The organism is Bacteroides sp. An269 (assembly GCF_002159755.1).
Taxonomy (GTDB): Bacteria; Bacteroidota; Bacteroidia; order Bacteroidales; family Bacteroidaceae; genus Phocaeicola; species Phocaeicola intestinalis.
This window is the reverse complement of record NZ_NFJG01000007.1, coordinates 34,064-55,941: the sequence shown is the minus strand read 5'-3', so window position 1 is coordinate 55,941 and position 21,878 is coordinate 34,064. Positions and strand designations below refer to the sequence as shown.

The following is a 21,878-nucleotide window of genomic DNA, read 5'->3' as shown; positions in this document are numbered from 1 at the left end:
TGGGTGATAATGAGAAAAGATGAAGGATGCCACGGTGGACACCCTCCAATCCTCTTATGAGTTTTATTCGTAGCCGTTGATGGTCTTCTCAGACTCTACTGTCCACGGAGAAATAGTTGCAGATATGACCTCCAAGGTGTTGCGTACAGGCTTCAATGAATAGCTGTAGGAATGACCCGCTTTCCACGTGTCGTTTGTGAGGAATACGAAGTTCTCCCCATTGCTGAGTTGCAATGTCATGTCTGGCATAACCTGTGCAGGAACATAAAGCGTATATTCCATGTGGTCACTTTGTGGGTCGCCGAAATAATAGGTCGTCACCGACTCGTCACTGCATTCTACCTTTCCGGTCTTGATGTTGAAAGTACCGCTGTCAAAATAACCGACGAACGTGAGTAGGCTTCCTGCAAAATCATTGGTGGTGAAACCGTATTCTGGTGAGGTATAGACCTTGATGATGACACGCACCATCTGATGGGTGAAGTTCAATGTAAGGCTCGGATTGGCGTATGATGCCGCTCCACTGGCAAACAGAAAATCATTGACCTTCTGCTCACTCTGTACAGCTGCCTCCGGCACTTGGAACTCTATGAGGTCGTTGGTAGGATTTGCCGTATAGGGATAGTAGGCATTGAAGGTGTGAGTGTCTGTGTCCGTGAAAAACACCTTGTTGGCTGACACAAACTGATTCGTGCCGCCGCTTCGGGTGAACTTCATATTGTTGATCATCCCTGTGGAAGAGATGCCAATCATATCATTGAGTTCCCACTGGTTGTCAACGGCTCGTGTGGAAACGGCAGGTTGCAGCATCTCCAGATTGGTGAATACCTGAAGCTGCTTGGTTGATGTGCTGTCGGTCACGACCACAGAACCTCCGCCACCGGGCAGGTAAATCTCATTGACGATGTCTTGGTCACAGGACGTGAGGAGCATGGCTCCAAGTCCCAACATTAGAAACAAATTCTTTTTCATGCTTTTTCTTTTTTAATTGTTGTACTTTGATGATGATACGGGTGATACTCGATGTCTGTATATGGGCTAATCCATAATCGTGATGATGGGTCTCGCCTTATGCGGCTGCCACTTGGGAGTCTCCTGTATGGCACCGCTTCCCAGTGAGTAAAGCCATGCCTTGGCGGTCGCTTGTCCTTCTACCTCCGTTGAAGTCCAATACCAACAGTCATCATCCTCATCGGGGATAGGTGTGCCGCCGCATTTCAGGATGTATGGGTTGATGATGTCCTTGGCATGATAGAGCAGACGCATCTGTGCCACACTGGGGATATAGGCACTTTGCCCGTAACGCCACATGTCGAAGACACGCTCAGCCAAAGGCGACTTCACATCGGTCGTGCCATAAAGGGCAAAAGTGTTCTTGTTGCCGTCGTAGGCGGTGAGGTCACAGGATGTGTCCTGTTCCACACCGATACTGTCAGCAAAGGCTTCGGGAGCGATGTCCCACAGATAGACGGCATATCCGTTTCCCTCCATTTCTTCCCTCTGATTGACGTTGAACACCACTGCAATGGCTTGCATGCACGATTGCTCGTAGGTTTCGTAGGGCATCACCTTGCCGTCAGTGGTCAAGATATGGGTGACCTTCATGGCTGTGTCGGGAAAGTCCTGATGCTCGTCACAGGCAGTCAGCAACACCGTTGCCGCAACTGCCAAGATTGAAAACAGTTTCTTCATACGCATAGTCATTTTACAGGAAGTTTCACACCCAGGACAATACCCGTTCTGAACAGGTCTTCACCCTTGATCATCACATCGGTCTTCACCTGCCAGAAGAGCTTCCAGCCGTGTCTGAGTGTATAGTTTTGCTCATAGCCGAGGTGGATGCCACCCAAGAACCTGTCAGTATCGCTACCTGCCGATGCTCCTATGCGCATGTTGCCATGGTGGTTGCGTCCTCTTGCCACACAGGGCTTATAGGCAAAGCCGAAACCATAACTGCGGTAGTTGTTCCAAAAACTCTCAGGACAGACATGACCGCACGATGCGCACTCGTTCCACTTGATATATCCGTTTGCAAAATACTCCCACGCATTGTGGTACTTCGTCTCATACTCGTAGGACAGCGTCACGTCCAGTCCTCGCTCATACAGGCATCCGAACCCCAAGGATATGCGGTCGCTATTCTGCTGCGCCATTGCCGGAGTCATGCTTGCCATAAAACAGATGACAACGAGTAAGGTATGCACAAGCCAATTCCTCACTCCTAATTCCTCATTCCTAATTCTCATTATTCCTCCTCCAACAGTATATGGTTAAACGAATCGGCAGACAGCACATCCTCATAGTCGATGCTGAGCGAGATGGTGCGTCCACTTATCTGTTTTTCCGACAGCTCGATGGTCAGCACCTTGTCGTTGGGGAAGGTCATCTTCTTCACCACAATCACGTTGCGATAGCCATACTTGAAGGTCTTCGCATCGTCCAACACAAGAGATGGGGTCAGTTCCACTATCTGCGCATTGGTAGCCTTGCTCTGCTTCTTGTCCGATAGTTTGATGCGCATCTCGTCGATGTCGAAGCGGATGTTGGTCTTGTTCTCCACGGAGAAGTCGATGAAGAAATATTCGCCCACGCTGTAGATGTTGTTCAGGCGCATTACCATGCGGTGCATCTTCGTCGCCACGTTGCGGTATTTGGCAGACGATGACCATATCTGACGTGCATACTTGGTCATGTCGGCAGTGGACAGGCTTACAGCGGGATTGTTGTAGGCATTGCGCTCCGAGCATTCTATTTCCTTATCGGTTACTGCCTCCTGCATCCTCGTGGTATAGAGCAGTGCATACTGCGTGCGGTAGCGTTCCGTCACGATTGTCACTATCGCCAACACCTCACCGTCGGCATACACGTTGTCCTTCGGCTTCAGGCGGATGGTGTTGTTGATGGGTTGGTCGCCCACCACCTTGTCTGTGGATATATCGACAAAGCGGATGGGTTCGGAGGCGGTGATGACGGTGGTCACTTGGTCGTTGACCGTCAGCTGCTCCATCTCCATGTAGGTGGTCTGCGCCTTGGCTGAAAGCACGCTCAGCGAAAGCAATGCACAGACATTCATTTTCTGAAAACAATTCATATTAGTTGATTTTTTGATGTTTATACTCTATGAGCCACCGTTCCCGACAATTCCGTTGTCGGGCAGTGTCTATTTCCTTTTCTCTTTCCCATTTACAAGGTAAACAAACGTCCCATACTTCAGCTTCACTTTGTTCTTCTTGATAGCCTTGCTGATGGCATTGCTTGTCTTCTGGTAGGCATTGGTCACGGCTTGCATTCCCCATTGCGAGAAACTGTTGTTCGCTCCACTCTGGTCGATGTTCATGTTGCTCTGCATAGCACCGCTCGCCACATCTTTCGTGGTCTCACGGAACTGGCTGCCGGGGACATACAGTCCCTCCAGTCCGTCCGTGTCATAAAGCGAAAGCGAAACCTTTATCAGCTCGTCATCCACAAGGATGGAGTTGATGCTACCCTTCACTCGCTGCGAACCGAAACCGCTCATGGTGGCATAGAGGTACGACCCTTTCTTCACCACGGTCTCACCAATCTCAATATCGTCCAACAGTCTCAGCCGCACCCTCGACCCGTCCGTAGCCTTCACGTCCTCGTCAATGATGGCCTTGATGAGCTTTGGCTCATGCTCGTTCTGCGTCAGGGTGTTGAAATAGTCCGAAGTCACCTTCACCTTCTTCACCACCTCCTGTGCCTTGTCCTCCTCGTCCAGTGCCTTCACCGCCTTGCTGTCCTCGGCAATCTGACCTTTCACCTCAATCTGCTCCTTGGGAGGCCCAGCCTGTGTGGTATCCTGGGCCACGGGGGCAACTGCCGCCTGTCCTCTCAGCCTCGCTTCGGCGAGTGCCTTGTTGAGTGCTTCGAGTGCTTCCGCTTCTCGCGCCTTGGCATCGGCCACTTCGGCTGCATCGTCCTTCTCTTCTGCCTGACGGACGAGTTCCGCAAGGTCTTCTTCTGTGTACTTGGATTCATACGCTTCTTTCTCTTCTTCGTTGTCACGCTCAATGTTATCAACAGCCGAATAGTCTGCTATGCGACCATACGACTTCGCCATGTTCTCATACTTGCCACCGATGCCGTCACCATTCTTAATCTGCGCTCCGGGCAGGTTGGGGTTCAGAAACTCGGTGGTCTGCAGGTTCTTGTCCTGCGTTTCCGCCACCTCCGTATTGAACATGTCAAAGACAAAATAGCCTGTGGCAATCAACGGGATGTACACGATGGCTGGCAGCATGTACTTCGGCTGACGGAAGTTTATCTTATCTGTTATTCTCATCGCTGTCTGATTTTGATGTTACTGACTTGTCTCGATTCTCCTCGTTGGTTCGATGCGTCACGGGAGGAGTGATGCAATGGGCTGCATTCATCATCTGCTTCATGCGCCCTTCCTGCCGCTCGATGGCACTTGCAGCCTCCGTCCGATGACCGTAATACCGCACCATCCTGTAGATGTTGATGCCGAAGCACGTGGCGACAAAGCCGAAGACGATGACGAGAAACAGCGTCTTGTGGGCATTGGCAAAGCCTTGCACCTTAGCCGCCGCACGGTCTATCCTCGCGGTCTTGGCAAACTTGCGCCCTGCCGCCACCTCCTTCTCATACCGCTTCTTGTACTTGGGGTCGTTCTTGTCGGGCATATCCTCGCCCACAAGCATCCGTCTGATTCCTTTTACACTCATACCGCTAGGATATTAGAAGTTTGACTTCGACTTCTGCTCAATATCCTTGTTGAGCAAGGTTCTCCAGTTCGTGATGAGCAGTCCATGAGGATTGTTCTCCGTCCTCGGCACGCGCTTCACCTGTCCCGCCGTCACCAATTCACGCATCAGAATATTGCTCCTTCGCTCTATCCTTTGCCTACCGTAGTAGGTGAACTCCATCTTCTCCTTGTTGAACTTGATGCTGTCGCAAAAGATGCTGAACACGGCACTCGTACCCATGATATTGTTGTAAAAGCCCTTTTCCTTCAGCGTATTGTACTGCGCCAAACCAGTTTCATCGACCAAATACATCGCCTTCTCCATCGAATAGCGGATGTACTTGTCATCGGGAGCAAGCGTAAAGAAGTAATGGTGGAACATCTCGATATGGCTCTTTGCCTCCACATCCAGCGTTTCCTCCATCGTGGTGCGGTTCACCAGTATGGGCACGTTGCCGTCCAATACATACACCTTTTGCTGCGCGTCCGTCACCATGCAGCGCGCCGTCCAGATGCTCGACACCGAGATGATGATGCAGCCCATGAGGAACGCAGAGCAGATGATGCCCACCAGCTTGATTTTGTTTTCTAAGTTCTTGATTACCATACGTTACTGCTTGTTTGAGGTCTGATTTCTCTTCATTCTCACATATTCACGGTGCAGGATGGTGTATATGTCCTTCTCAACTTCTTCCACCAGTTTGGCGTAATACTTGATGCAAGCCTCTACGTAGATGCCTTCGTATTTCAGTTGGATCCACACCCACCAGATGTCACGTTCACGTCTCCGTCGATTTCTGTAGATTTTGGCACGATGCAAGCGATAACTCAGGTAATCTACCATAGGCACTACATACTCGTCGTTATCCTCAAAGCCTTCTGCCATCTCCTCATACTGTGGGTCGATGTAGTTGTTTTCGGAATTGAAAAACTCTTCCTTTGCACGCTTGTTGGCAAACGCCATGAATTTCTCATCTTTGAGCCAACGCTCAATTTCATTTTTTGCTTTCATTTTTCTTGATGGTTACTTTTATTTGTTTCAATAGGAGGTGCGGTGACTCACCGCACACTCACATGTTATCTCATCACGGTCGCCATGGTTCCCGTAGCCGTCATCTTGGCTTGTTGTGCCACGCCCTCGCCGAAGTTTCGGGTTGAGAAGGCGGTGTCGCCCTCTGGTATCATCCATGCCGCAAGGTCGGGCACGAGGTTCAGGCATTTCAACGCCACGATGCTCGCTGCCATCAGATAGCCTGCCGAGAAGAACGAGTTTTGCAGATAGGCTGCCATCGTCTGCTCACTGGCGGTGATGGCCGTCAGGTTCTCTACCTGTATGCAGAGCACAATATCAAACAGCAACAGGACGTAGAAACCGACGAAGTAGAGCATGGCTCCGTAGAAATGAACTGTCAAATAACGGGTTAGCCACTTCGCCCACGCTCCTTCCCACTTGGGCAGCAACGAAAATGCCCATTGTATTGGACCGAATATAGTGAGCATTCCGAGCAATATCTGCTGACAGTATATCGTCGCCCACCAACCGATGCGGAACACGATCAGGGCTATCAGCATCACTATCTTGTCGATGCCCACCACGGCCCCTGCCGTCAGTGAGGTGAACCACAGTTTGCTGGCATCCTTCTCCATGTTGGTCACTTCGTCCACGCCCGTCTGCTCCATCGTCGCCTCTATCAGGTTGGGGTCTGATGTGCCCTTATGCGCCACGTCTGCCTGTGCCTGGAGGTCAGTGTACATCGAGTCCCTGACATATACCAACTGCTGCACCTCCTCAAACTTGTCGGAAATTTGGGTCGCCTCTGCCTCATAGAGGTCGTGGGTGTAACTGCCGATGCAATTGGGAATATAGGATAGAAAATCCAATACGCACCAGCTGCTGCCGCTGTTGGTCATGCCTGTGTCAGCAGGTGGGTACCACCAACAGAGGATGATGCTCACCACCAAGGGCTTGAACAGTTTCATCACGTCCAACGGTTCGTTCTTCACCATCATCTTGTAGGCCATGCTTGCCGCCACGATGATAGAGAACAGTGCCGCCAATGCCATACACATTTGGAGGATCCACCAGTAACCACCAATTACTCCAGATGGGTAAAACCATAGGAAAACATATCTAACATAATCTGCCAAATATCACTGATTTATAGTTGGTTATGAATAGAGGCCGTTTTTTGATTGGATAGTTATATTTGCCTAATTTGGGATATAAAAGCACGCTTTTTGTCCCGTTTTTGTCCCGCCGTGAATTATCTTTGTAACGCTTGCAAGTGACTGATAAACAATATAATAACAAATCCAAAAATCGGATAACACAGAAAAGAAAATGGGACGAAAGAAGAAAGAAATCAAAATTAAGGAGCCTGTCCGCATACGCGAGAAGAGGCTCAACGACGGCAATGTAAGCCTGTACCTCGACATGTACTACCGTGGCGCAAGGAAGAAAGAGGGCCTGAAACTCTACCTCGTGCCTGAAACGGATGCCGCCGCAAGGTTGCAGAACAGGAACACGCGCAAGCTGGCCGAGCAAATTAAGGCGCAACGCATCCTCGACATTCAGGAAAAGGGTCTTGTGAACTGGGAGGACGTAAAAAAGGCAAGGATGACGCTCAGCGCATGGGTGGCGAAGTACACTGCCGAGGAAAACGGCCTAAGTCCGGCCAGCATGAGATCGAAGCGGAACGCGCAGGCAAGGGTGGAACAATACCTATTATATATAGGCAAACCAAGCCTCACCCTAAAAGAGGTTGACAAGGATTTCTGCAAGGGCTTCATCGCCTTTCTGAAAACATGCACGTTCAACCAAGGCAAAAAGACATTGAGCAGTACCACTTGCCGAATATTCATGAATCGCCTTGCCGCCGCGTTAAACAAGGCCGTAAGCGAAGGACTAATAGACCGCAATCCATTCAAACTGTTGGAAACAAAGGAAAAGCCGCAGAAGTTGAACGCCATGCGTGAGTTCTTGACAATTGAGGAACTTCGCCAACTGATGGCCACGCCGTGCCGCTACGACATTGTGAAAAAGGCATTTCTGTTTTCCTGTTTCACCGGGTTACGGTACAGCGACATGATGACCTTGAAATGGAGCGAGATACACAAGGCGGCGGACGGAAAGACGCTCTACATCGAGCATCAGCAGGTGAAAACCAAGAACACGGTGACGATACCGCTCTCCAACGAAGCTTTGAAATGGATGCCCCGAAAGTCAAAGGACGAAGAAAGGGTATTTCACCAGTTACGCATCACTTCTACCACAGTGGAAGTGGTGTTGGGCGAATGGATGCAGATGGCCGGAATACAGAAGCACATCACCTACCATTGCAGCAGGCATACGGCGGCGACCATGTTGCTGACCCTCGGCGCAGACCTTTACACGGTGAGCAAGATACTCGGACACCGTAGCATCCGCATGACCGAAGTCTATGCCAAGATAGTGGATAAGAAGAAAATCGAGACGATGAACCTCGTAAACAATATGTTTGTATAACCGATTAAAAGAAGAATTTTATGAAAGTAGAAATCAAAGTGAGAATGTTGACAGCCGGAAACCGCAGCTTGTATCTGGAATACTACGAAACGGGCTTCCGCAAAAGAGAGAACCTGCATCTGTACCTTGTACCCGATGACGCTCCGAACGCAAGGATGCTCAACGGGCAGACCTACCGAAAGGCGCAAGAGATACGGGCGCAGCGCATCCTCACCCCTCCGTCTTTCGCGAAGAAGAAAAAGAGGGAAGAAAACGAAGCGGCCAAGTCCATGACCTGGCTCCAGTGGTGCAGTGATTATGTGCAATGTGCCATGCTGAACGGTAACTGTAAAAAGATGATACAACACAAGGATGTCGTGCGCAGACGGATTGAGACTTATTTGAAACGAGCCAAGAAAACGGATGTCCTGCTGAAAGACGTTGATAGGGATTTGGTAAGCGGACTGTTCGGATATATGCGCAATTACCGCAACAGAAAGCAGATAAAGGCAAATGGTGGCAAGTTGGCGGCTTACACCCTCGTGCTGTTTGAAGAAACGGTAAAGGCTATTTTCAACAAAGCCGTGCGTGACGGACTGATGGCTTTCAATCCCGTTCAGGAACTTACGAGGGAGGAACATTTCCATGCGCCGGACAAGCACCGTGAATACCTTACAGCGGACGAATTGAAACGCTTTCTTGCCGTAGAGCCGCAAACCTTTATGGAAGAAGTTGTGCAGAGGGCTTTTGGTTTTTCCTGCATGACGGGGCTTAGGCTCGGCGACATGCAACGGTTGCGGTGGAGCGACATTAAGGACGTAAACGGTGTACAAACGGTGTCGGTCATTCAGCACAAGACCAAACGGCCAGTTGCTGTGCCGCTTAATGCGCTGGCTCTGTCCTTGCTTCCGCCACGACCCGAAAACGGGGAGGATGGTATCATCTTTCCGTTGGTGAAGAAGCCCGACAACGTGGCGAAGTACGTGCGCCGCATCAAAAACAAGGCAGGGATAGAAAAGGACTTTACCTATCACAGCAGCCGCCATTCGGCGGCAACGTTGGCGATAACGGCAGGTGCGGAACTTTACTCGGTCAGCAAGATTTTGGGACATGGGAGCATCGCATCCACGCAGGTTTACGCAAAGGTGAATATGGAGAAAAAGGTAGAAGCTATGAGCCTTACCAATGGCGTGTTCTAAGTTGAATGATAGTCAAACTGGGGGTTGTTGAAATGACATCCTCCTGTATTTGAATTGTTGTTTAGGGGGTCGATGATTTATCGACCCCCTATAAAGTTCAAATTTGCAGTGGTAGAAACATTTTTTCAAAAAAACACAACTCGTTGGTTGTGCTTTCTCGGATAATTGTATTACCTTTGCATCCAGACAAGATAAGGTAATCTTTCAATGAATACAACGACAGATAAAATGCCTCGTATGGCTATGGAAGCCGTAAGGCAGGAAACTGATGTGAAACAGGATAAAAAGGATTGGGCGGAATACTCGCAGTTGATTGCCGCCGCCATGTCAAAACGGATGACGGAACTCGGCTTGACGCAACAGATGCTTGCCGAAAAGATGAACTGCACCCAGCAATACATATCCAAAGTGCTGAAAGGCAAAAAGAATATGTCGTTGGAAACCATTTGCAAGATAGAAAACGCATTGGGCATTGAGATTATCAGAAGTCTGAACGATAATGAGTAACGCATAAAAGGCAGAACAGGAATATGTCTATACAAAGTGAAGCGGCATTGGAAGCCGGACTTATCGCCACGCTCCAGCAAATGGATTATGAATATGTCCAGATTGCCGAGGAAGAGAATCTTCAAGCCAATTTCAAGCGGCAGTTGGAGATACATAACCATAAGCGATTGGCAGAGCATGGTCGTACCGAATTTACAGATGAGGAATTTGACAAGATACTCATCTACCTTGAGGGAGGCATCCGCTTTGAAAAGGCGAAGAAGCTCCGCGACCTTTATCCGCTTGACACGGCAGACGGCAAACGCATCTGGGTGGAGTTCCTTAACCGTCAACAGTGGTGCCAGAACGAATTTCAGGTTTCCAACCAAATCACGGTGGAAGGCCGAAAGAAATGCCGCTACGATGTGACCATTCTTATAAACGGCCTGCCTTTGGTACAGATTGAATTGAAACGCCGGGGTGTAGAGTTGAGAGTAGCATACGACCAAATCCAACGCTATCACAAAACTTCTTATCACGGTCTGTTTGATTACATTCAACTGTTCGTGATTTCCAACGGTGTCAATACACGCTATTTCGCCAACAATCCAAACGGAGGCTATAAGTTCACGTTCAACTGGACGGACGCAGCCAATGTGCCGTTCAATGAAATGGATAAGTTTGCTGCTGCATTCTTGGAGAAATGTACGCTCGGCAAAATCATAGGCAAATACATCGTGCTGCATGAGGGCGACAAATGCTTGATGGTGCTTCGTCCGTACCAGTTCTATGCTGTAGAGAAGATATTGGATAAGGTAAAGAACTCCAACGACAACGGCTATATATGGCATACAACAGGAGCCGGAAAGACATTGACTTCATTCAAGGCGGCACAGCTTGTTTCCGAACTGGATGATGTGGATAAGGTGATGTTCGTGGTTGACCGCCACGACCTCGACACCCAAACCCAATCGGAATATGAAGCCTTTGAGCCGGGTGCGGTGGACGGCACGGACAATACGGACGAGTTGGTGAAACGGTTGCACAGCAATTCCAAGATAATCATCACTACCATTCAGAAACTCAACGCCGCAGTCAGCAAGACGTGGTACAGCAACAAGATTGAAGCCATACGCCACTCCCGTATCGTGATGATATTCGATGAGTGCCACAGAAGCCACTTCGGAGAAAGTCACAAGCGCATCATGAAGTTCTTTGACAACGCCCAAGTGTTCGGCTTCACGGGTACGCCCATTTTCACGGAGAATGCCATTAACGGGCATACTACCAAAGAGATATTCGGCAACTGCCTGCACCAATACCTTATCAAGGATGCCATAGCCGATGAAAACGTGCTGGGCTTTCTTGTGGAGTATTATCACGGAAGCGAAGAAGTGGAAAAGGGCAATGCCAACCGCATGGAGGAGATAGCCAAATTCATCCTTAATAATTTCAATAAGTCAACCTTTGACGGTGAGTTTGATGCTCTGTTTGCCGTGCAATCCGTACCGATGCTTATCCGCTATTACAAGATATTCAAGTCGTTGAAGCCGAAAATCCGTATCGGCGCAGTATTTACATACGCTGCCAACAGCAGCCAGGACGATGAACAGACGGGAATGAATACGGGGCAGTATGTCAGCGAAAGCACAGGCGAGGCGGACGAACTGCAAGCCATCATGGATGACTACAATGAAATGTTCGGCACAGCGTTCACGACCGAGAATTTCCGCGCCTACTACGATGACATCAACCTACGCATGAAAAAGAAACGGGCGGATATGAAACCGCTTGACCTCTGCCTTGTCGTGGGTATGTTCCTTACGGGCTTTGACAGCAAAAAGCTCAATACGCTCTATGTGGATAAGAACTTGGAGTATCACGGATTACTGCAAGCATTCAGCCGTACTAATCGTGTGCTGAATGAGAAAAAGCGTTTCGGTAAAATTATATGCTTCCGTGATTTGAAAAGCAATGTTGATACGGCCATCAGGCTTTTCAGCAACTCCAACAATCCCGAAGAAATAGTACGTCCTCCGTTTGAGGAAGTAAAAAAGGAATACCAGCAGTTGGCAACTGACTTTTTGCAGAAATACCCGGAGCCAAGCAGCATAGACCTATTGCAGAGTGAAAAGGACAAGAAAGACTTTGTGCTGGCTTTCCGCGACATTATTCGTAAACATGCAGAAATTCAGATATACGAGGATTACAGCGATGATGCGGACGACCTCGGCATGACCGAACAGCAGTTCATGGACTTCCGAAGCAAGTACCTTGATATTCACGATACGTTTATCTTAGTTGACACTGTTTCACCCACCAAGCCGTGGAATGATGAAACGCCGGGTGATGAAAGGTTGGAGGATGTGGATTTCTGCCTTGAACTCCTGCACAGCGACATTATCAATGTAGCTTATATCCTTGAACTGATTGCCAACCTTGACCCGTATAGCAATGACTATGCAGAGCGGCGCAAGAACATCATTGACACGATGATAAAGGATGCCGAAATGCGTAACAAGGCGAAACTCATTGACGGCTTCATCCAAAAGAATGTGGATGATGATAAGGAGAACTTCATGATGCAGCGGCAAAAGGCGGACGGTACAAGTGAACTGGAAGAACGATTGAATAACTATATCACGACCGAGCGCGAAAAGGCCGTGAACTCTTTGGCACAGGACGAGGGACTTTCTTCTGATGTACTCGACCATTACTTGAAAGAATATGACTACCTGCAAAAAGAGCAGCCGGAAATCATACAAAAGGCTCTCAAAGAGAAGCACCTCGGACTGATTAAGACACGAAAGGCTTTGACAAGGATAATGGATAGGTTGCGCAGTATTATCAGAACTTTTAGTTGGGATTAAATTATGGACGAAAATGTTTTTCTTGTAAAGTGGTATGGCCCATTTACTACTTCAGAGGAAGAAAGATTATGGGAAAAAGAACAATCATTCAAGTGTTCTTTATATTTACTACATGGCAAATTAAAATACGCAAAGTCACGTGAAGTCTATTATTGCGGGGAATCCACACGGAACGTATATAAAAGACTTTGTGATAAAGGGCACCATATCGCCGAGATAAAAGAGCGTTTGAACTCAATTTATGTAGGTCGTATATCCAACATCAAACATCCTACAAGAAGCCAAATAATGTTAGTAGAAAAGACTATTACAGCATATTTGGCTGAAGAGCTTGGGGAGCAGAATCTACTTAATGCAACAAATTTCTATTATTCAAGCCAAAATGTATATGTAATTAACGAGTGGTGGAAAATAGATGGTGAATCCATGTGGGCACGTCAACCCATAAATGCACCATCCCATATTGTGCCAGATGTAATATGCTCTCATTGTACGGAGAACAAAGATATAGAGCTGTATGGTTGTAAGAAAATGAAACGGTTGTAACCAATAAAATCTCAACAATGAAGTTAGGCAAATTAGAACAAGTAACAGACCTCCGCTCTGTTTGGAAGCACGAAGCTAAGGATTTCACTCCTTGGCTGGCCAAAGAAGAAAATTTAGAGATTCTTAGTGAAGCGGTGGGCATAGATATAGTTGTCGAAGAACAGGAATCCAATGTAGGCGATTTTAGTGTTGACCTGTACGCTACAGAGGAAGGGACAGGGCGGCGAATTATCATAGAGAACCAACTGGAAGAAACTAATCACGACCATTTGGGTAAGATTATTACGTATGCTTCGGGTAAAGATGCGGAGGTGATTATTTGGATTGTCAAGAAAGCACGTGACGAGCATAAACAAGCCATAGAATGGCTGAATCAACATACAGATGACAAATTTGAGTTTTTCCTAATAGAGATTGAATTATGGAAAATCAACGATTCTGAACCAGCTCCTAAGTTCAATATCGTAGAACGCCCCAATAATTGGGCAAAGGCTATGAAAAAGACTGCTGGACTTTCGGAAACTGAAAGTCTGCAACTCGCTTTTTGGGAACAATTCAACAATGAAGCTCCCAAATATTCTGCTTTTATGAAGAATTTCAAATTACGAAAGCCGCAAGCTCAACATTGGTATGACCTTGGGATGGGGTCATCCGCATATCATCTTTGCATGACATTGAATACTAAAAATAACAGTCTATCTGCAGGATTGTATGTTCACGAAGACAAAGAAATTATTGCAAAATTCAAGGCTAATGAAGAACTTGTCACCAAGATTTTAGGTATATCAGACCAAAATGAAATCGAATGGCGTTTGAATGATAACAAAAAGTCAAGTCGTTTCTTAGTCCTTCATTCTATGGGAGATATGAATGACAAAGATAATTGGAATAGAGGCTGTGCATGGCTTTGTGACATGTGCATAAGAATAAAACAAGTAGTTAAAGAGATACTAAAATAGATATGAGCGAAGAATTACAACAGAAACTCCGTGACCAACTTTGGGAAGTGGCCAATAAGTTGCGCGGTAATATGTCGGCCAGTGATTTCATGTATTTCACTTTGGGCTTCATCTTCTACAAATACCTTTCGGAGAAGATAGAGGCATACGCCAACAATGCTTTGGTGGATGATGAAGTGTCATTCAAAGAATTGTGGACTATGGAGGGCGAGGATGCCGCCGAACTGCAAGAGGAACTGAAGAAGCAATGCTTGGAGGGTGTCGGCTACTTTATCGAACCGACTTACCTTTTTTCATCGGTAATAGACCGAATAAAGAAGAAAGAGAATATATTGCCCATTCTTGAACGCTCGTTGAAGCGCATCGAGGATAGCACATTGGGACATGACAGTGAGGAAGATTTTGGAGGTCTGTTCTCTGATATTGACCTCGCTTCACCGAAATTAGGCAAGACGGCTGATGACAAAAATACCCTCGTCAGCAATGTATTGTTGGCTTTGGACGATATAAAGTTTGGTGTGGAGGCATCGGAAGAAATAGACATTCTTGGCGATGCCTACGAGTATATGATTGGCCAGTTTGCCGCTGGAGCCGGAAAGAAAGCCGGGGAGTTCTACACGCCACAGGAAGTCAGTCAGATATTGGCAGAAATCGTATCTATTGGTCATGCGCGGCTTCGGAATGTGTACGACCCGACTTGCGGTAGCGGCTCGTTGCTTCTTCGTGCGGCAAAGGTGGGTCATGCCGTGGATATTTATGGACAGGAAAAGAACCCGACAACTTACAACCTTGCCCGAATGAATATGCTGTTGCATGGCATTAAGTTCAGCAATTTCAAGATAGAGAACGGTGATACGTTGGAATGGGATGCCTTTGGTGATAAGCAATTCGATGCGGTAGTGGCTAATCCTCCGTTCTCCGCAGAATGGAGTGCAGCCGATAAGTTCAACAACGATGACCGTTTCAGCAAGGCTGGACGACTTGCACCGAAGAAAACCGCCGATTACGCTTTCATCCTCCACATGATATACCACTTGAATGAGGGCGGCACAATGGCTTGCGTTGCACCTCATGGCGTTTTGTTCCGTGGTAATGCCGAGGGCGTAATCCGCCGTTTCCTTATCGAAAAGAAAAATTACATTGATGCCATCATCGGTTTGCCAGCCAACATTTTCTATGGTACAAGCATACCTACCTGCATCCTTGTGATGAAGAAATGCCGTAAGGAGGATGATAACATCTTGTTTATTGACGCAAGCAAGGAGTTTGAAAAGGTCAAGACCCAAAACAAGCTCCGTCCGCAACATATTCAAAAGATAGTCGAAACCTACCGCGACCGTAAGGAAATAGAAAAGTACAGTCACCTTGCCACGCTGCAAGAGATAGCCGATAATGACTATAACTTGAATATTCCTCGTTACGTTGACACCTTTGAGGAAGAAGAACCGATTGACATCAAAGCGGTAATGTCTGAAATCAAGGAACTGGAAGCCAAACGTGCTGAACTGGATAAGGAGATTGATGTGTATTTGAAAGAATTGGGAATTATATAATTAGATATAATCATTTGAAGTCGCAATCTGCGACTTCAAGATTTGTAAGCTATGGCTAAAGAAAGGGAAAAAATAGAGGGCAAAGCAAGTAAACCGGTCGCAAATTGCGACCAGTTACCTTTGGCTGCGGAACATCAGTTCTCCGGGCAGGAAGAGATTGCGCAACTTATTATGAATGTAAGAGGGATGCAAGTTATGGTTGACCGTGACTTAGCTATTCTTTATGGTGTTGAAACCAAACGTCTTAATGAGCAAGTTCGCCGTAATATTGAGCGGTTTCCTGAACGCTTCCGCTTTCAATTGACAAAAGAAGAAACGGATGAACTGGTCGCAAATTGCGACCGCCTCAATTCCTTAAAACATTCTTCGGTTATGCCTTATGTCTTTACAGAGCAAGGTATATCCATGCTTTCAACCGTTCTCCACAGTCAAACGGCTATAGCTGTAAGCATAAAGATTATGGATGCCTTTGTATCCATGCGCCGCTTCATCGCTACCAATGCCCAACTGTTTCAACGGCTTGAAACGATAGAATATCATCAGCTTGAAATGAAGCAGCATCAAGAAGTGACGGACAAACGCATTGATGAAGTGTTCAGACGGTTGGATGCGAATATTCCACCCATACAAGGTATTTTCTATGATGGGCAAGTGTTTGATGCATACCGTTTTGTGTCTGATCTGATGCGAAAAGCCAAGCGCTCAATCGTGTTGATTGACAACTATGTGGATGACACTGTACTTACGTTGCTTGATAAAAGGGGAAACGGGGTTACAGCAACTATCTACACACAGCGAATTAGTAACCAGTTCCAATTGGATGTTGACCGTCATAACGCACAATATTCGTCCATTGAAATAAAGCAATTCAACAAAGCACACGACCGTTTTTTGCTTATTGACGATGAAGTGTATCACATAGGAGCATCCATCAAAGATTTAGGTAAAAAATGGTTTGGTTTCACCTTGATGCGTGACATCACGGCAACAGAACTTATCAACAAAATTAAAGAGTAATAACTATGGCAGATAATAAAGAAAATAAAGTCCTTAATGTTCCGGCTTTACGATTCCCGGAGTTTACAGACGAATGGCACAAACAGTCGTTAGGTGAAATTGGAGAAACTATTATAGGCTTAACATATAAGCCGTCTGATGTTGTAGAGAGTAATGGTACAATAGTTCTTCGTTCTTCAAATATAAAAAACGGGGTAATTGATTACTCAGATTTAGTTCGTGTGAATAAGCCTATCAAAGAAAGAATCATAACCAAGGAGAACGACATTTTGATATGTGCAAGAAACGGGAGTCAACGTTTAATTGGAAAAAATGCCATAATAAAGAAAGAAGATGCCAACAATACATTTGGGGCATTTATGATGGTTTATCGTTCTAAAGATAATCCATTTATATTGCCATTACTTAGCACGAAAAGATATTTTTCACAAGTAGGAGAAAACCTTGGTGCAAGAATAAATCAGATAACCACATCAGATTTCAATGGATTTGACTTCTATTTTCCCAACAGCCATGCAGAGCGTGCCAAAATAGCGGAACTGTTCAGGCTCATAGACGAGCGTATAGCTACCCAAAACAAAATCATTGAGAAATATGAATCCTTAATTCAGGCAATTATTTATCAGAAAAAGACAGATGGAATACGCAAGGGGAATTGGCAGAAAACGGAATTAAGCAAAGTCCTACAAGAGAGAACTGAAAAGAATATAAATGGCTATACCGTTTGTTCCGTATCTGTAAGTCAAGGTATTATAAATCAGATAGAATATCTTGGACGCTCTTTTGCAGCCAAAGAAACATCACATTACAATGTCGTTAAATATGGTGACATAGTTTATACAAAAAGCCCAACAGGTGATTTTCCTTATGGGATAGTAAAACGCAGCTATATTAAAAACGCTGTTGCGGTATCACCTCTCTATGGTGTATATAAGCCGATTGATGATAACATCGGAGTTATTCTGCACTTCTATTTCATGCAGCCCAACAATGCGTTCAATTATTTGCATCCACTTATACAGAAAGGAGCGAAAAACACTATCAACATTACTAATACTCGTTTCTTGGAAAACTCCATTCCTCTTCCAAAAACAGAGGATGAAGCAGTCTATATTGCTAACGCCCTGACAAGGATTCAGACAAAGATTGATATAGAGAAAAGTTTGTTACGTTCGTATGAGAGAGAAAAACAATACCTACTTCGTCAGATGTTTATATAAACAACTGACGTAAGAGGAAACTTTTCTGTTCACAAAGTAATTTGGCTATACGCTTTTCAATAGAAAGCTTATCCGAATAGGCTTTGAGAGTTGTGTATATCTTGTTCTGTTTTTCTACCATTGGGAAAAGAAACATTTTGTTCATGAAATCGCTCTTTTGCAAATTGAAACGTGTACTGCCTTGTGCCAATGGGAAAACAGCCTTTCTAAATGATTTGGTTGAAATATAGTATGCTAAAAACGGAGGGAAAATCTTACTTTCGTCTATAATACGGACACCAAAGCAAAAACTATTCAGGTATAAAGGATAAGTATCACCCAAGTACACAGCACCCATTCCGACTTCATTTGGCGTTTCAGACGACAAGGTGAAAAGAATGTCGCCATAACGGACAACTGATTGTTGTTCTGTTTCATTGATTTTGACTAAACCGACATCAGTTGTATCAATGATTTGATTCTGATAGACATTCATATATGTTATGTACTGGCATCCCTCACCAAAATCTTCTGCACTTTTACCAGATAAACCTGAATATGGCTCTCCAAAATCGTTAAAAGATAATTCGACTTTATGTTGTTCTGCTTCTATTAAGGTATCGCATATTGCCTGAATTAAGGATTTGTATTCGTAAATTAAAGGGATTACAATTTTACTGACAACCAAAGGAAAGCCTAATGCGACTATCGCTCAATGTTTAGAGTGCCACAGTTCAACGCTTCAAGAAAGTGAAGTTTCACACAGTGGATTGTATAAAGTGTTTGGCGCAAACGGCTTGATCGGATATACTGATATGCCGCAAATGAAAGGTGATGCGATACTGATAATCAAAGACGGTTCTGGTGTAGGAACAGCATCCTACGTACAAGGTGAATTTTCAGTAATTGGCACGCTCAATTATCTTACAGCCATAAATAACTATGATTTACGGTATCTATACTTCGTTCTGTCTGTGTTTAATTTTCAGTCGTACAAAACAGGAATGGCAATACCACATATCTACTTCAAGGATTATGGTAATGCGAAAATATATTGTCCTCCACTTTCCGAACAAAAGCGTACTGCTAATGTACTTGGAAAATTGGAGAGCAAACTCTGTTTGGAGCAAAATATTCTTGCATCATTCAATCTACAAAAGCGGTATCTATTGGGGCGGATGTTTATATAAACAGTTGCTTCAATAAATATTGTTTCAAATCGAATAGCTTTTCCAATATGGTTTCTTCTATAGAAAGTTTCGCTGAATATTCCAGTATGGTTGAAACGATTTTGTCTTGTTCTTCTATATTAGGGAGTTCAATGGCAACATTCGCAATCTCATTATAATGTAAATGAATTATGGTTGTTCCTTTTGCATACTTAGCCAACCGTTTATTGGCAATGTAATTGAAGTAGTAGCTAAGGTAAATAGGATTATATGCTTCTGAGACTTTGATACCAAACATATCTCCACCTAAAATTATACCCTTTTGCATTAAAGCTGACGGAGCAATCAGTGAGACTGCATCTACGGTAGTTGATGCAGGAAATAACAAGTCTCGCCCATGACTTAGTGTAGATGATACTATTTCAAGACTTGTTCTGCTCTTTACTTTATCAATGACACAACCATATAATGTAAAAAGTTCACCATAGAAGACGCATAGATTACCGTCATTCGTGAGCTGTTCCTTAGACATTACCATTGTTGAATATGCCTCTCCTAATTCTCGAATTTTGACTTTTATTGTATGGGCTGTTGTTGAGTAATGAGAAACTATAATCCCTTTAATTAAGGATTGCAGTTTCTCAATGATTTTGTTTTGGGTAATAATACGTTCATCGATAAGAGATAAGATTTTGGCAATTTTTGCCTGTTCTATTTTTGATGGTACGTTTATATTTAGCCGTAATAATTTGTTTACGGCTAAACCGGGTTGTGCAGATTGGTCTGAATACTGTCCCAATTTCATCTTTTGAAAAAGATATTGTAAAAATGTCGTTTCATTTTCCTTTGATGCACAAACAGCAATGGCATGTTCTGTTACATACGTTTTTCCTGTAACTTTTCTGATATTTCCACATAAAGCACCTTGTCGTCCAATAAGTATATAATCTCCATCATGATTATAACTTTCTGTAAACCCACGTAGGCCATTCCCTCCGTAAACAGGATAAAGTCCTTGACCAGTTATCATTTCTGCTTTAATGTTTTTACCACTCTGGAATTCCGAGCAAGCTTCTTTAATAGTTATGCTTCCCCACTCATCTGTAAACTCCGGGAATCTCAGATCCGGAACATCGCACACTATATTTCTCTAATTATAAGAACCAATTATTTAGAAATCATGATTCATAAAACAGTTAGAGAAATTGCGGCGGCTTGGAAAGAATACAAGCGCCCTTATGTGAAGCAGTCCACGATGGCGGCTTATGTGTTAATCTTGGAGAACCACGTTCTTCCTTATTTCGGAGATGGTGATTCGCTTCACGAACAGGAGGTGCAGGCTTTCGTCTTGCAAAAGTTGGAACGTGGTTTGAGCGTTAAAACAGTCAAGGACATTCTGATAGTCCTTAAAATGGTAATGAAATTTGGGGTCAAAAATGAGTGGATGACCTATTATGAATGGGATATAAAGTACCCCACGACCTCCACCAACAAGGAACTGGAAGTGCTGTCTGTTGCCAATCACCGAAAGATTCTGAACTACATCCAAAGTCACTTCACTTTTACCGGGCTTGGCATCTATATCAGTCTTAGTACCGGGCTGCGCATCGGAGAAATTTGCGCATTGAAGTGGAGCGACATCAATGTAACGGACGGCACAATAACAGTAAGTCGCACCATTGAGCGCATCTATATCATTGAGGGAGAGAAAAAGCATACAGAACTTATCATCAACACGCCTAAAACCAAAAACTCCTGCCGCGAAATTCCTATGAGCAAGGAATTGTTGGCTATGATTAAACCGTTGAAAAAGGTAGTCAATGAAGATTTCTATGTGCTTACCAACGATGAACGTCCAACAGAGCCACGCACATATCGCAACTATTACAATGGTTTGATGGTGAAGCTCGACATCCCCAAACTGAAATATCACGGCTTACGTCATAGCTTTGCCACCCGTTGCATTGAAGCCGGATGCGACTATAAAACTGTCAGCGTATTGTTGGGCCACTCCAACATTTCAACCACGCTCAACCTTTATGTCCATCCCAACATGGAACAGAAGAAGCGGTGCATTACCAAAATGTTCAAATCACTGGGCAAGTAGAAGTTGTATTTCATCTTCTGAATACAGCCCATAAGATTACGGCAAGATAACTGACAGTCAAAACTATCACCACGAATATGAGCCACGGTGTAGAAAGCCAAATGCCTTCATTGCTTTGGAGGTGTTTGGCCATTTTGATGCTGTGCTTCTCCAACAGCTCTTCTTCGGCCTTGATGTGTTTGGCTGTGCATTGATGTACTTTCGCCAGTTCATCGGTGCCGATTTTGGCATGGATGACGGTGTGCTGTTCCGCCTTGACAATGGCACGGTTGATGCCGTCCACGATATTGTCCGCACTGTCCTTTGCCGCAACCAAGGCATTGAAGGCAGTTCGTTCACGTTGGGCGGTATGCTTCAAGCTGCCGTGTATGTCATACAACTCTTCCTTGAGCGCATTGATTTCTTTCAGCAGATTGCGAAATTCGATTAGTTGGCAGTTGATTTCCTGAAGCAGTCCTTCAAGTTCCTGCCTGTCCTGTTCCAACTCATCTTCGGGTGTATAATTGGCAAGCCTCTCACGGAGAGCCGCCGTATCGGGTTGTTTCATTGCATTACTGTTTTTT

The 21,878-nt window shown here is 45.3% G+C and carries 22 protein-coding genes and 1 pseudogene; 11 read left to right on the top strand and 12 right to left on the bottom strand.

Going from position 1 to position 21,878, the window contains the following annotated elements; translation table 11 throughout:
• Positions 1 to 63: 63 nt before the first annotated feature.
• The 9 genes and pseudogenes from B5F71_RS03180 to B5F71_RS03140 form a co-directional block, all read right to left on the bottom strand.
• A complete protein-coding gene (locus B5F71_RS03180) occupies positions 64 to 972 on the bottom strand; it encodes a fimbrillin family protein (RefSeq protein ID WP_005816138.1) in 909 nt (302 codons plus the stop codon).
• A gap of 66 nt (positions 973 to 1,038) precedes the next feature.
• The gene (locus tag B5F71_RS03175; RefSeq protein WP_206423820.1) at positions 1,039 to 1,692 is read right to left on the bottom strand and encodes a DUF1566 domain-containing protein; all 654 of its coding nucleotides are present in this window, start codon (positions 1,690 to 1,692) and stop codon (positions 1,039 to 1,041) included.
• Between the two features lie 8 nt (positions 1,693 to 1,700).
• The gene (locus B5F71_RS03170) at positions 1,701 to 2,246 is read right to left on the bottom strand and encodes a hypothetical protein (RefSeq protein WP_005816135.1); all 546 of its coding nucleotides are present in this window, start codon (positions 2,244 to 2,246) and stop codon (positions 1,701 to 1,703) included.
• A complete protein-coding gene (gene traN / locus B5F71_RS03165) occupies positions 2,246 to 3,091 on the bottom strand; it encodes a conjugative transposon protein TraN (RefSeq protein ID WP_005816133.1) in 846 nt (281 codons plus the stop codon). Before traN ends, B5F71_RS03170 begins: the two co-directional genes overlap by 1 nt.
• A 69-nt stretch (positions 3,092 to 3,160) precedes the next feature.
• Positions 3,161 to 4,303, bottom strand: a complete 1,143-nt coding sequence (gene traM / locus B5F71_RS03160; protein ID WP_005816128.1) for a conjugative transposon protein TraM — start codon at positions 4,301 to 4,303, stop codon at positions 3,161 to 3,163.
• Positions 4,287 to 4,706, bottom strand: coding sequence for a hypothetical protein (locus tag B5F71_RS03155; protein ID WP_005816127.1), 420 nt, complete (start codon positions 4,704 to 4,706; stop codon positions 4,287 to 4,289). Before B5F71_RS03155 ends, traM begins: the two co-directional genes overlap by 17 nt.
• 12 nt (positions 4,707 to 4,718) lie before the next feature.
• Positions 4,719 to 5,333: a conjugative transposon protein TraK gene (traK, locus tag B5F71_RS03150; RefSeq protein ID WP_005816126.1), complete on the bottom strand. Its 615-nt coding sequence runs from the start codon at positions 5,331 to 5,333 to the stop codon at positions 4,719 to 4,721.
• Between the two features lie 3 nt (positions 5,334 to 5,336).
• On the bottom strand, positions 5,337 to 5,738 hold the full coding sequence (locus tag B5F71_RS03145; RefSeq protein WP_005816123.1) for a hypothetical protein: 402 nt from the start codon (positions 5,736 to 5,738) through the stop codon (positions 5,337 to 5,339).
• A gap of 65 nt (positions 5,739 to 5,803) precedes the next feature.
• A pseudogene (locus tag B5F71_RS03140) lies at positions 5,804 to 6,814 on the bottom strand (hypothetical protein); the annotation flags it as partial.
• Positions 6,815 to 7,067: 253 nt separating this feature from the next.
• Between B5F71_RS03140 and B5F71_RS03135 the strand changes: the two are divergent.
• From B5F71_RS03135 to B5F71_RS03095, 9 genes are all read left to right on the top strand, one after another.
• Positions 7,068 to 8,231: a site-specific integrase gene (locus B5F71_RS03135; RefSeq protein WP_087207631.1), complete on the top strand. Its 1,164-nt coding sequence runs from the start codon at positions 7,068 to 7,070 to the stop codon at positions 8,229 to 8,231.
• A 20-nt stretch (positions 8,232 to 8,251) separates the two neighbouring features.
• On the top strand, positions 8,252 to 9,409 hold the full coding sequence (locus B5F71_RS03130) for a site-specific integrase (protein WP_087207630.1): 1,158 nt from the start codon (positions 8,252 to 8,254) through the stop codon (positions 9,407 to 9,409).
• 207 nt (positions 9,410 to 9,616) lie between these two features.
• Positions 9,617 to 9,916 (top strand): helix-turn-helix transcriptional regulator, encoded by a 300-nt coding sequence (locus B5F71_RS03125; RefSeq protein WP_087207628.1) that lies wholly within the window; start codon positions 9,617 to 9,619, stop codon positions 9,914 to 9,916.
• Between the two features lie 23 nt (positions 9,917 to 9,939).
• Complete coding sequence (locus B5F71_RS03120) at positions 9,940 to 12,765, top strand: type I restriction endonuclease subunit R (protein ID WP_087207626.1); 2,826 nt, start codon at positions 9,940 to 9,942, stop codon at positions 12,763 to 12,765.
• A gap of 3 nt (positions 12,766 to 12,768) precedes the next feature.
• The gene (locus tag B5F71_RS03115; protein WP_087207624.1) at positions 12,769 to 13,311 is read left to right on the top strand and encodes a hypothetical protein; all 543 of its coding nucleotides are present in this window, start codon (positions 12,769 to 12,771) and stop codon (positions 13,309 to 13,311) included.
• A 17-nt stretch (positions 13,312 to 13,328) separates the two neighbouring features.
• Positions 13,329 to 14,270, top strand: coding sequence for a DUF4268 domain-containing protein (locus tag B5F71_RS03110; RefSeq protein WP_087207622.1), 942 nt, complete (start codon positions 13,329 to 13,331; stop codon positions 14,268 to 14,270).
• A gap of 2 nt (positions 14,271 to 14,272) precedes the next feature.
• Entirely contained in the window at positions 14,273 to 15,823 is a 1,551-nt protein-coding gene (locus B5F71_RS03105; protein ID WP_087207620.1) for a type I restriction-modification system subunit M, read from the top strand.
• Between the two features lie 51 nt (positions 15,824 to 15,874).
• The gene (locus B5F71_RS03100; RefSeq protein WP_032570791.1) at positions 15,875 to 16,840 is read left to right on the top strand and encodes an ORF6N domain-containing protein; all 966 of its coding nucleotides are present in this window, start codon (positions 15,875 to 15,877) and stop codon (positions 16,838 to 16,840) included.
• Between the two features lie 5 nt (positions 16,841 to 16,845).
• Positions 16,846 to 18,060 carry a restriction endonuclease subunit S gene (locus tag B5F71_RS03095; protein ID WP_087207618.1) on the top strand — a complete coding sequence of 405 codons (1,215 nt, stop codon included), beginning with the start codon at positions 16,846 to 16,848 and terminating at the stop codon, positions 18,058 to 18,060.
• Here the strand turns inward: B5F71_RS03095 and B5F71_RS03090 are convergent.
• Complete coding sequence (locus tag B5F71_RS03090; RefSeq protein WP_241148541.1) at positions 18,053 to 18,727, bottom strand: restriction endonuclease subunit S; 675 nt, start codon at positions 18,725 to 18,727, stop codon at positions 18,053 to 18,055. The genes B5F71_RS03095 and B5F71_RS03090 overlap by 8 nt on opposite strands.
• Here B5F71_RS03090 and B5F71_RS03085 point away from each other — a divergent pair.
• On the top strand, positions 18,696 to 19,229 hold the full coding sequence (locus tag B5F71_RS03085) for a restriction endonuclease subunit S (protein WP_343285790.1): 534 nt from the start codon (positions 18,696 to 18,698) through the stop codon (positions 19,227 to 19,229). The genes B5F71_RS03090 and B5F71_RS03085 overlap by 32 nt on opposite strands.
• On the opposite strand, the gene B5F71_RS03080 is transcribed toward B5F71_RS03085, so the two are convergent.
• A complete protein-coding gene (locus B5F71_RS03080; RefSeq protein WP_087207615.1) occupies positions 19,222 to 20,349 on the bottom strand; it encodes a restriction endonuclease subunit S in 1,128 nt (375 codons plus the stop codon). The two genes, B5F71_RS03085 and B5F71_RS03080, sit on opposite strands and share 8 nt — an antisense overlap.
• Before the next feature lie 39 nt (positions 20,350 to 20,388).
• Here B5F71_RS03080 and B5F71_RS03075 point away from each other — a divergent pair, with 39 nt between their 5' ends.
• Complete coding sequence (locus tag B5F71_RS03075) at positions 20,389 to 21,315, top strand: site-specific integrase (RefSeq protein WP_087207613.1); 927 nt, start codon at positions 20,389 to 20,391, stop codon at positions 21,313 to 21,315.
• A gap of 10 nt (positions 21,316 to 21,325) precedes the next feature.
• On the opposite strand, the gene B5F71_RS03070 is transcribed toward B5F71_RS03075, so the two are convergent.
• On the bottom strand, positions 21,326 to 21,862 hold the full coding sequence (locus tag B5F71_RS03070; RefSeq protein ID WP_087207611.1) for a hypothetical protein: 537 nt from the start codon (positions 21,860 to 21,862) through the stop codon (positions 21,326 to 21,328).
• Between the last annotated feature and the right edge of the window lie 16 nt (positions 21,863 to 21,878).

What these genes read in the sequence shown, in the direction of transcription:
- B5F71_RS03180 (WP_005816138.1), bottom strand. Translation starts at nt 972, where the DNA reads ATGAAAAAGAATTTGTTTCTAATGTTGGGACTTGGAGCCATGCTCCTC.
- B5F71_RS03175 (WP_206423820.1), bottom strand. Translation starts at nt 1,692, where the DNA reads ATGAAGAAACTGTTTTCAATCTTGGCAGTTGCGGCAACGGTGTTGCTG.
- B5F71_RS03170 (WP_005816135.1), bottom strand. Translation starts at nt 2,246, where the DNA reads ATGAGAATTAGGAATGAGGAATTAGGAGTGAGGAATTGGCTTGTGCAT.
- traN (WP_005816133.1), bottom strand. Translation starts at nt 3,091, where the DNA reads ATGAATTGTTTTCAGAAAATGAATGTCTGTGCATTGCTTTCGCTGAGC.
- traM (WP_005816128.1), bottom strand. Translation starts at nt 4,303, where the DNA reads ATGAGAATAACAGATAAGATAAACTTCCGTCAGCCGAAGTACATGCTG.
- B5F71_RS03155 (WP_005816127.1), bottom strand. Translation starts at nt 4,706, where the DNA reads ATGAGTGTAAAAGGAATCAGACGGATGCTTGTGGGCGAGGATATGCCC.
- traK (WP_005816126.1), bottom strand. Translation starts at nt 5,333, where the DNA reads ATGGTAATCAAGAACTTAGAAAACAAAATCAAGCTGGTGGGCATCATC.
- B5F71_RS03145 (WP_005816123.1), bottom strand. Translation starts at nt 5,738, where the DNA reads ATGAAAGCAAAAAATGAAATTGAGCGTTGGCTCAAAGATGAGAAATTC.
- B5F71_RS03135 (WP_087207631.1), top strand. Translation starts at nt 7,068, where the DNA reads ATGGGACGAAAGAAGAAAGAAATCAAAATTAAGGAGCCTGTCCGCATA.
- B5F71_RS03130 (WP_087207630.1), top strand. Translation starts at nt 8,252, where the DNA reads ATGAAAGTAGAAATCAAAGTGAGAATGTTGACAGCCGGAAACCGCAGC.
- B5F71_RS03125 (WP_087207628.1), top strand. Translation starts at nt 9,617, where the DNA reads ATGAATACAACGACAGATAAAATGCCTCGTATGGCTATGGAAGCCGTA.
- B5F71_RS03120 (WP_087207626.1), top strand. Translation starts at nt 9,940, where the DNA reads ATGTCTATACAAAGTGAAGCGGCATTGGAAGCCGGACTTATCGCCACG.
- B5F71_RS03115 (WP_087207624.1), top strand. Translation starts at nt 12,769, where the DNA reads ATGGACGAAAATGTTTTTCTTGTAAAGTGGTATGGCCCATTTACTACT.
- B5F71_RS03110 (WP_087207622.1), top strand. Translation starts at nt 13,329, where the DNA reads ATGAAGTTAGGCAAATTAGAACAAGTAACAGACCTCCGCTCTGTTTGG.
- B5F71_RS03105 (WP_087207620.1), top strand. Translation starts at nt 14,273, where the DNA reads ATGAGCGAAGAATTACAACAGAAACTCCGTGACCAACTTTGGGAAGTG.
- B5F71_RS03100 (WP_032570791.1), top strand. Translation starts at nt 15,875, where the DNA reads ATGGCTAAAGAAAGGGAAAAAATAGAGGGCAAAGCAAGTAAACCGGTC.
- B5F71_RS03095 (WP_087207618.1), top strand. Translation starts at nt 16,846, where the DNA reads ATGGCAGATAATAAAGAAAATAAAGTCCTTAATGTTCCGGCTTTACGA.
- B5F71_RS03075 (WP_087207613.1), top strand. Translation starts at nt 20,389, where the DNA reads ATGATTCATAAAACAGTTAGAGAAATTGCGGCGGCTTGGAAAGAATAC.
- B5F71_RS03070 (WP_087207611.1), bottom strand. Translation starts at nt 21,862, where the DNA reads ATGAAACAACCCGATACGGCGGCTCTCCGTGAGAGGCTTGCCAATTAT.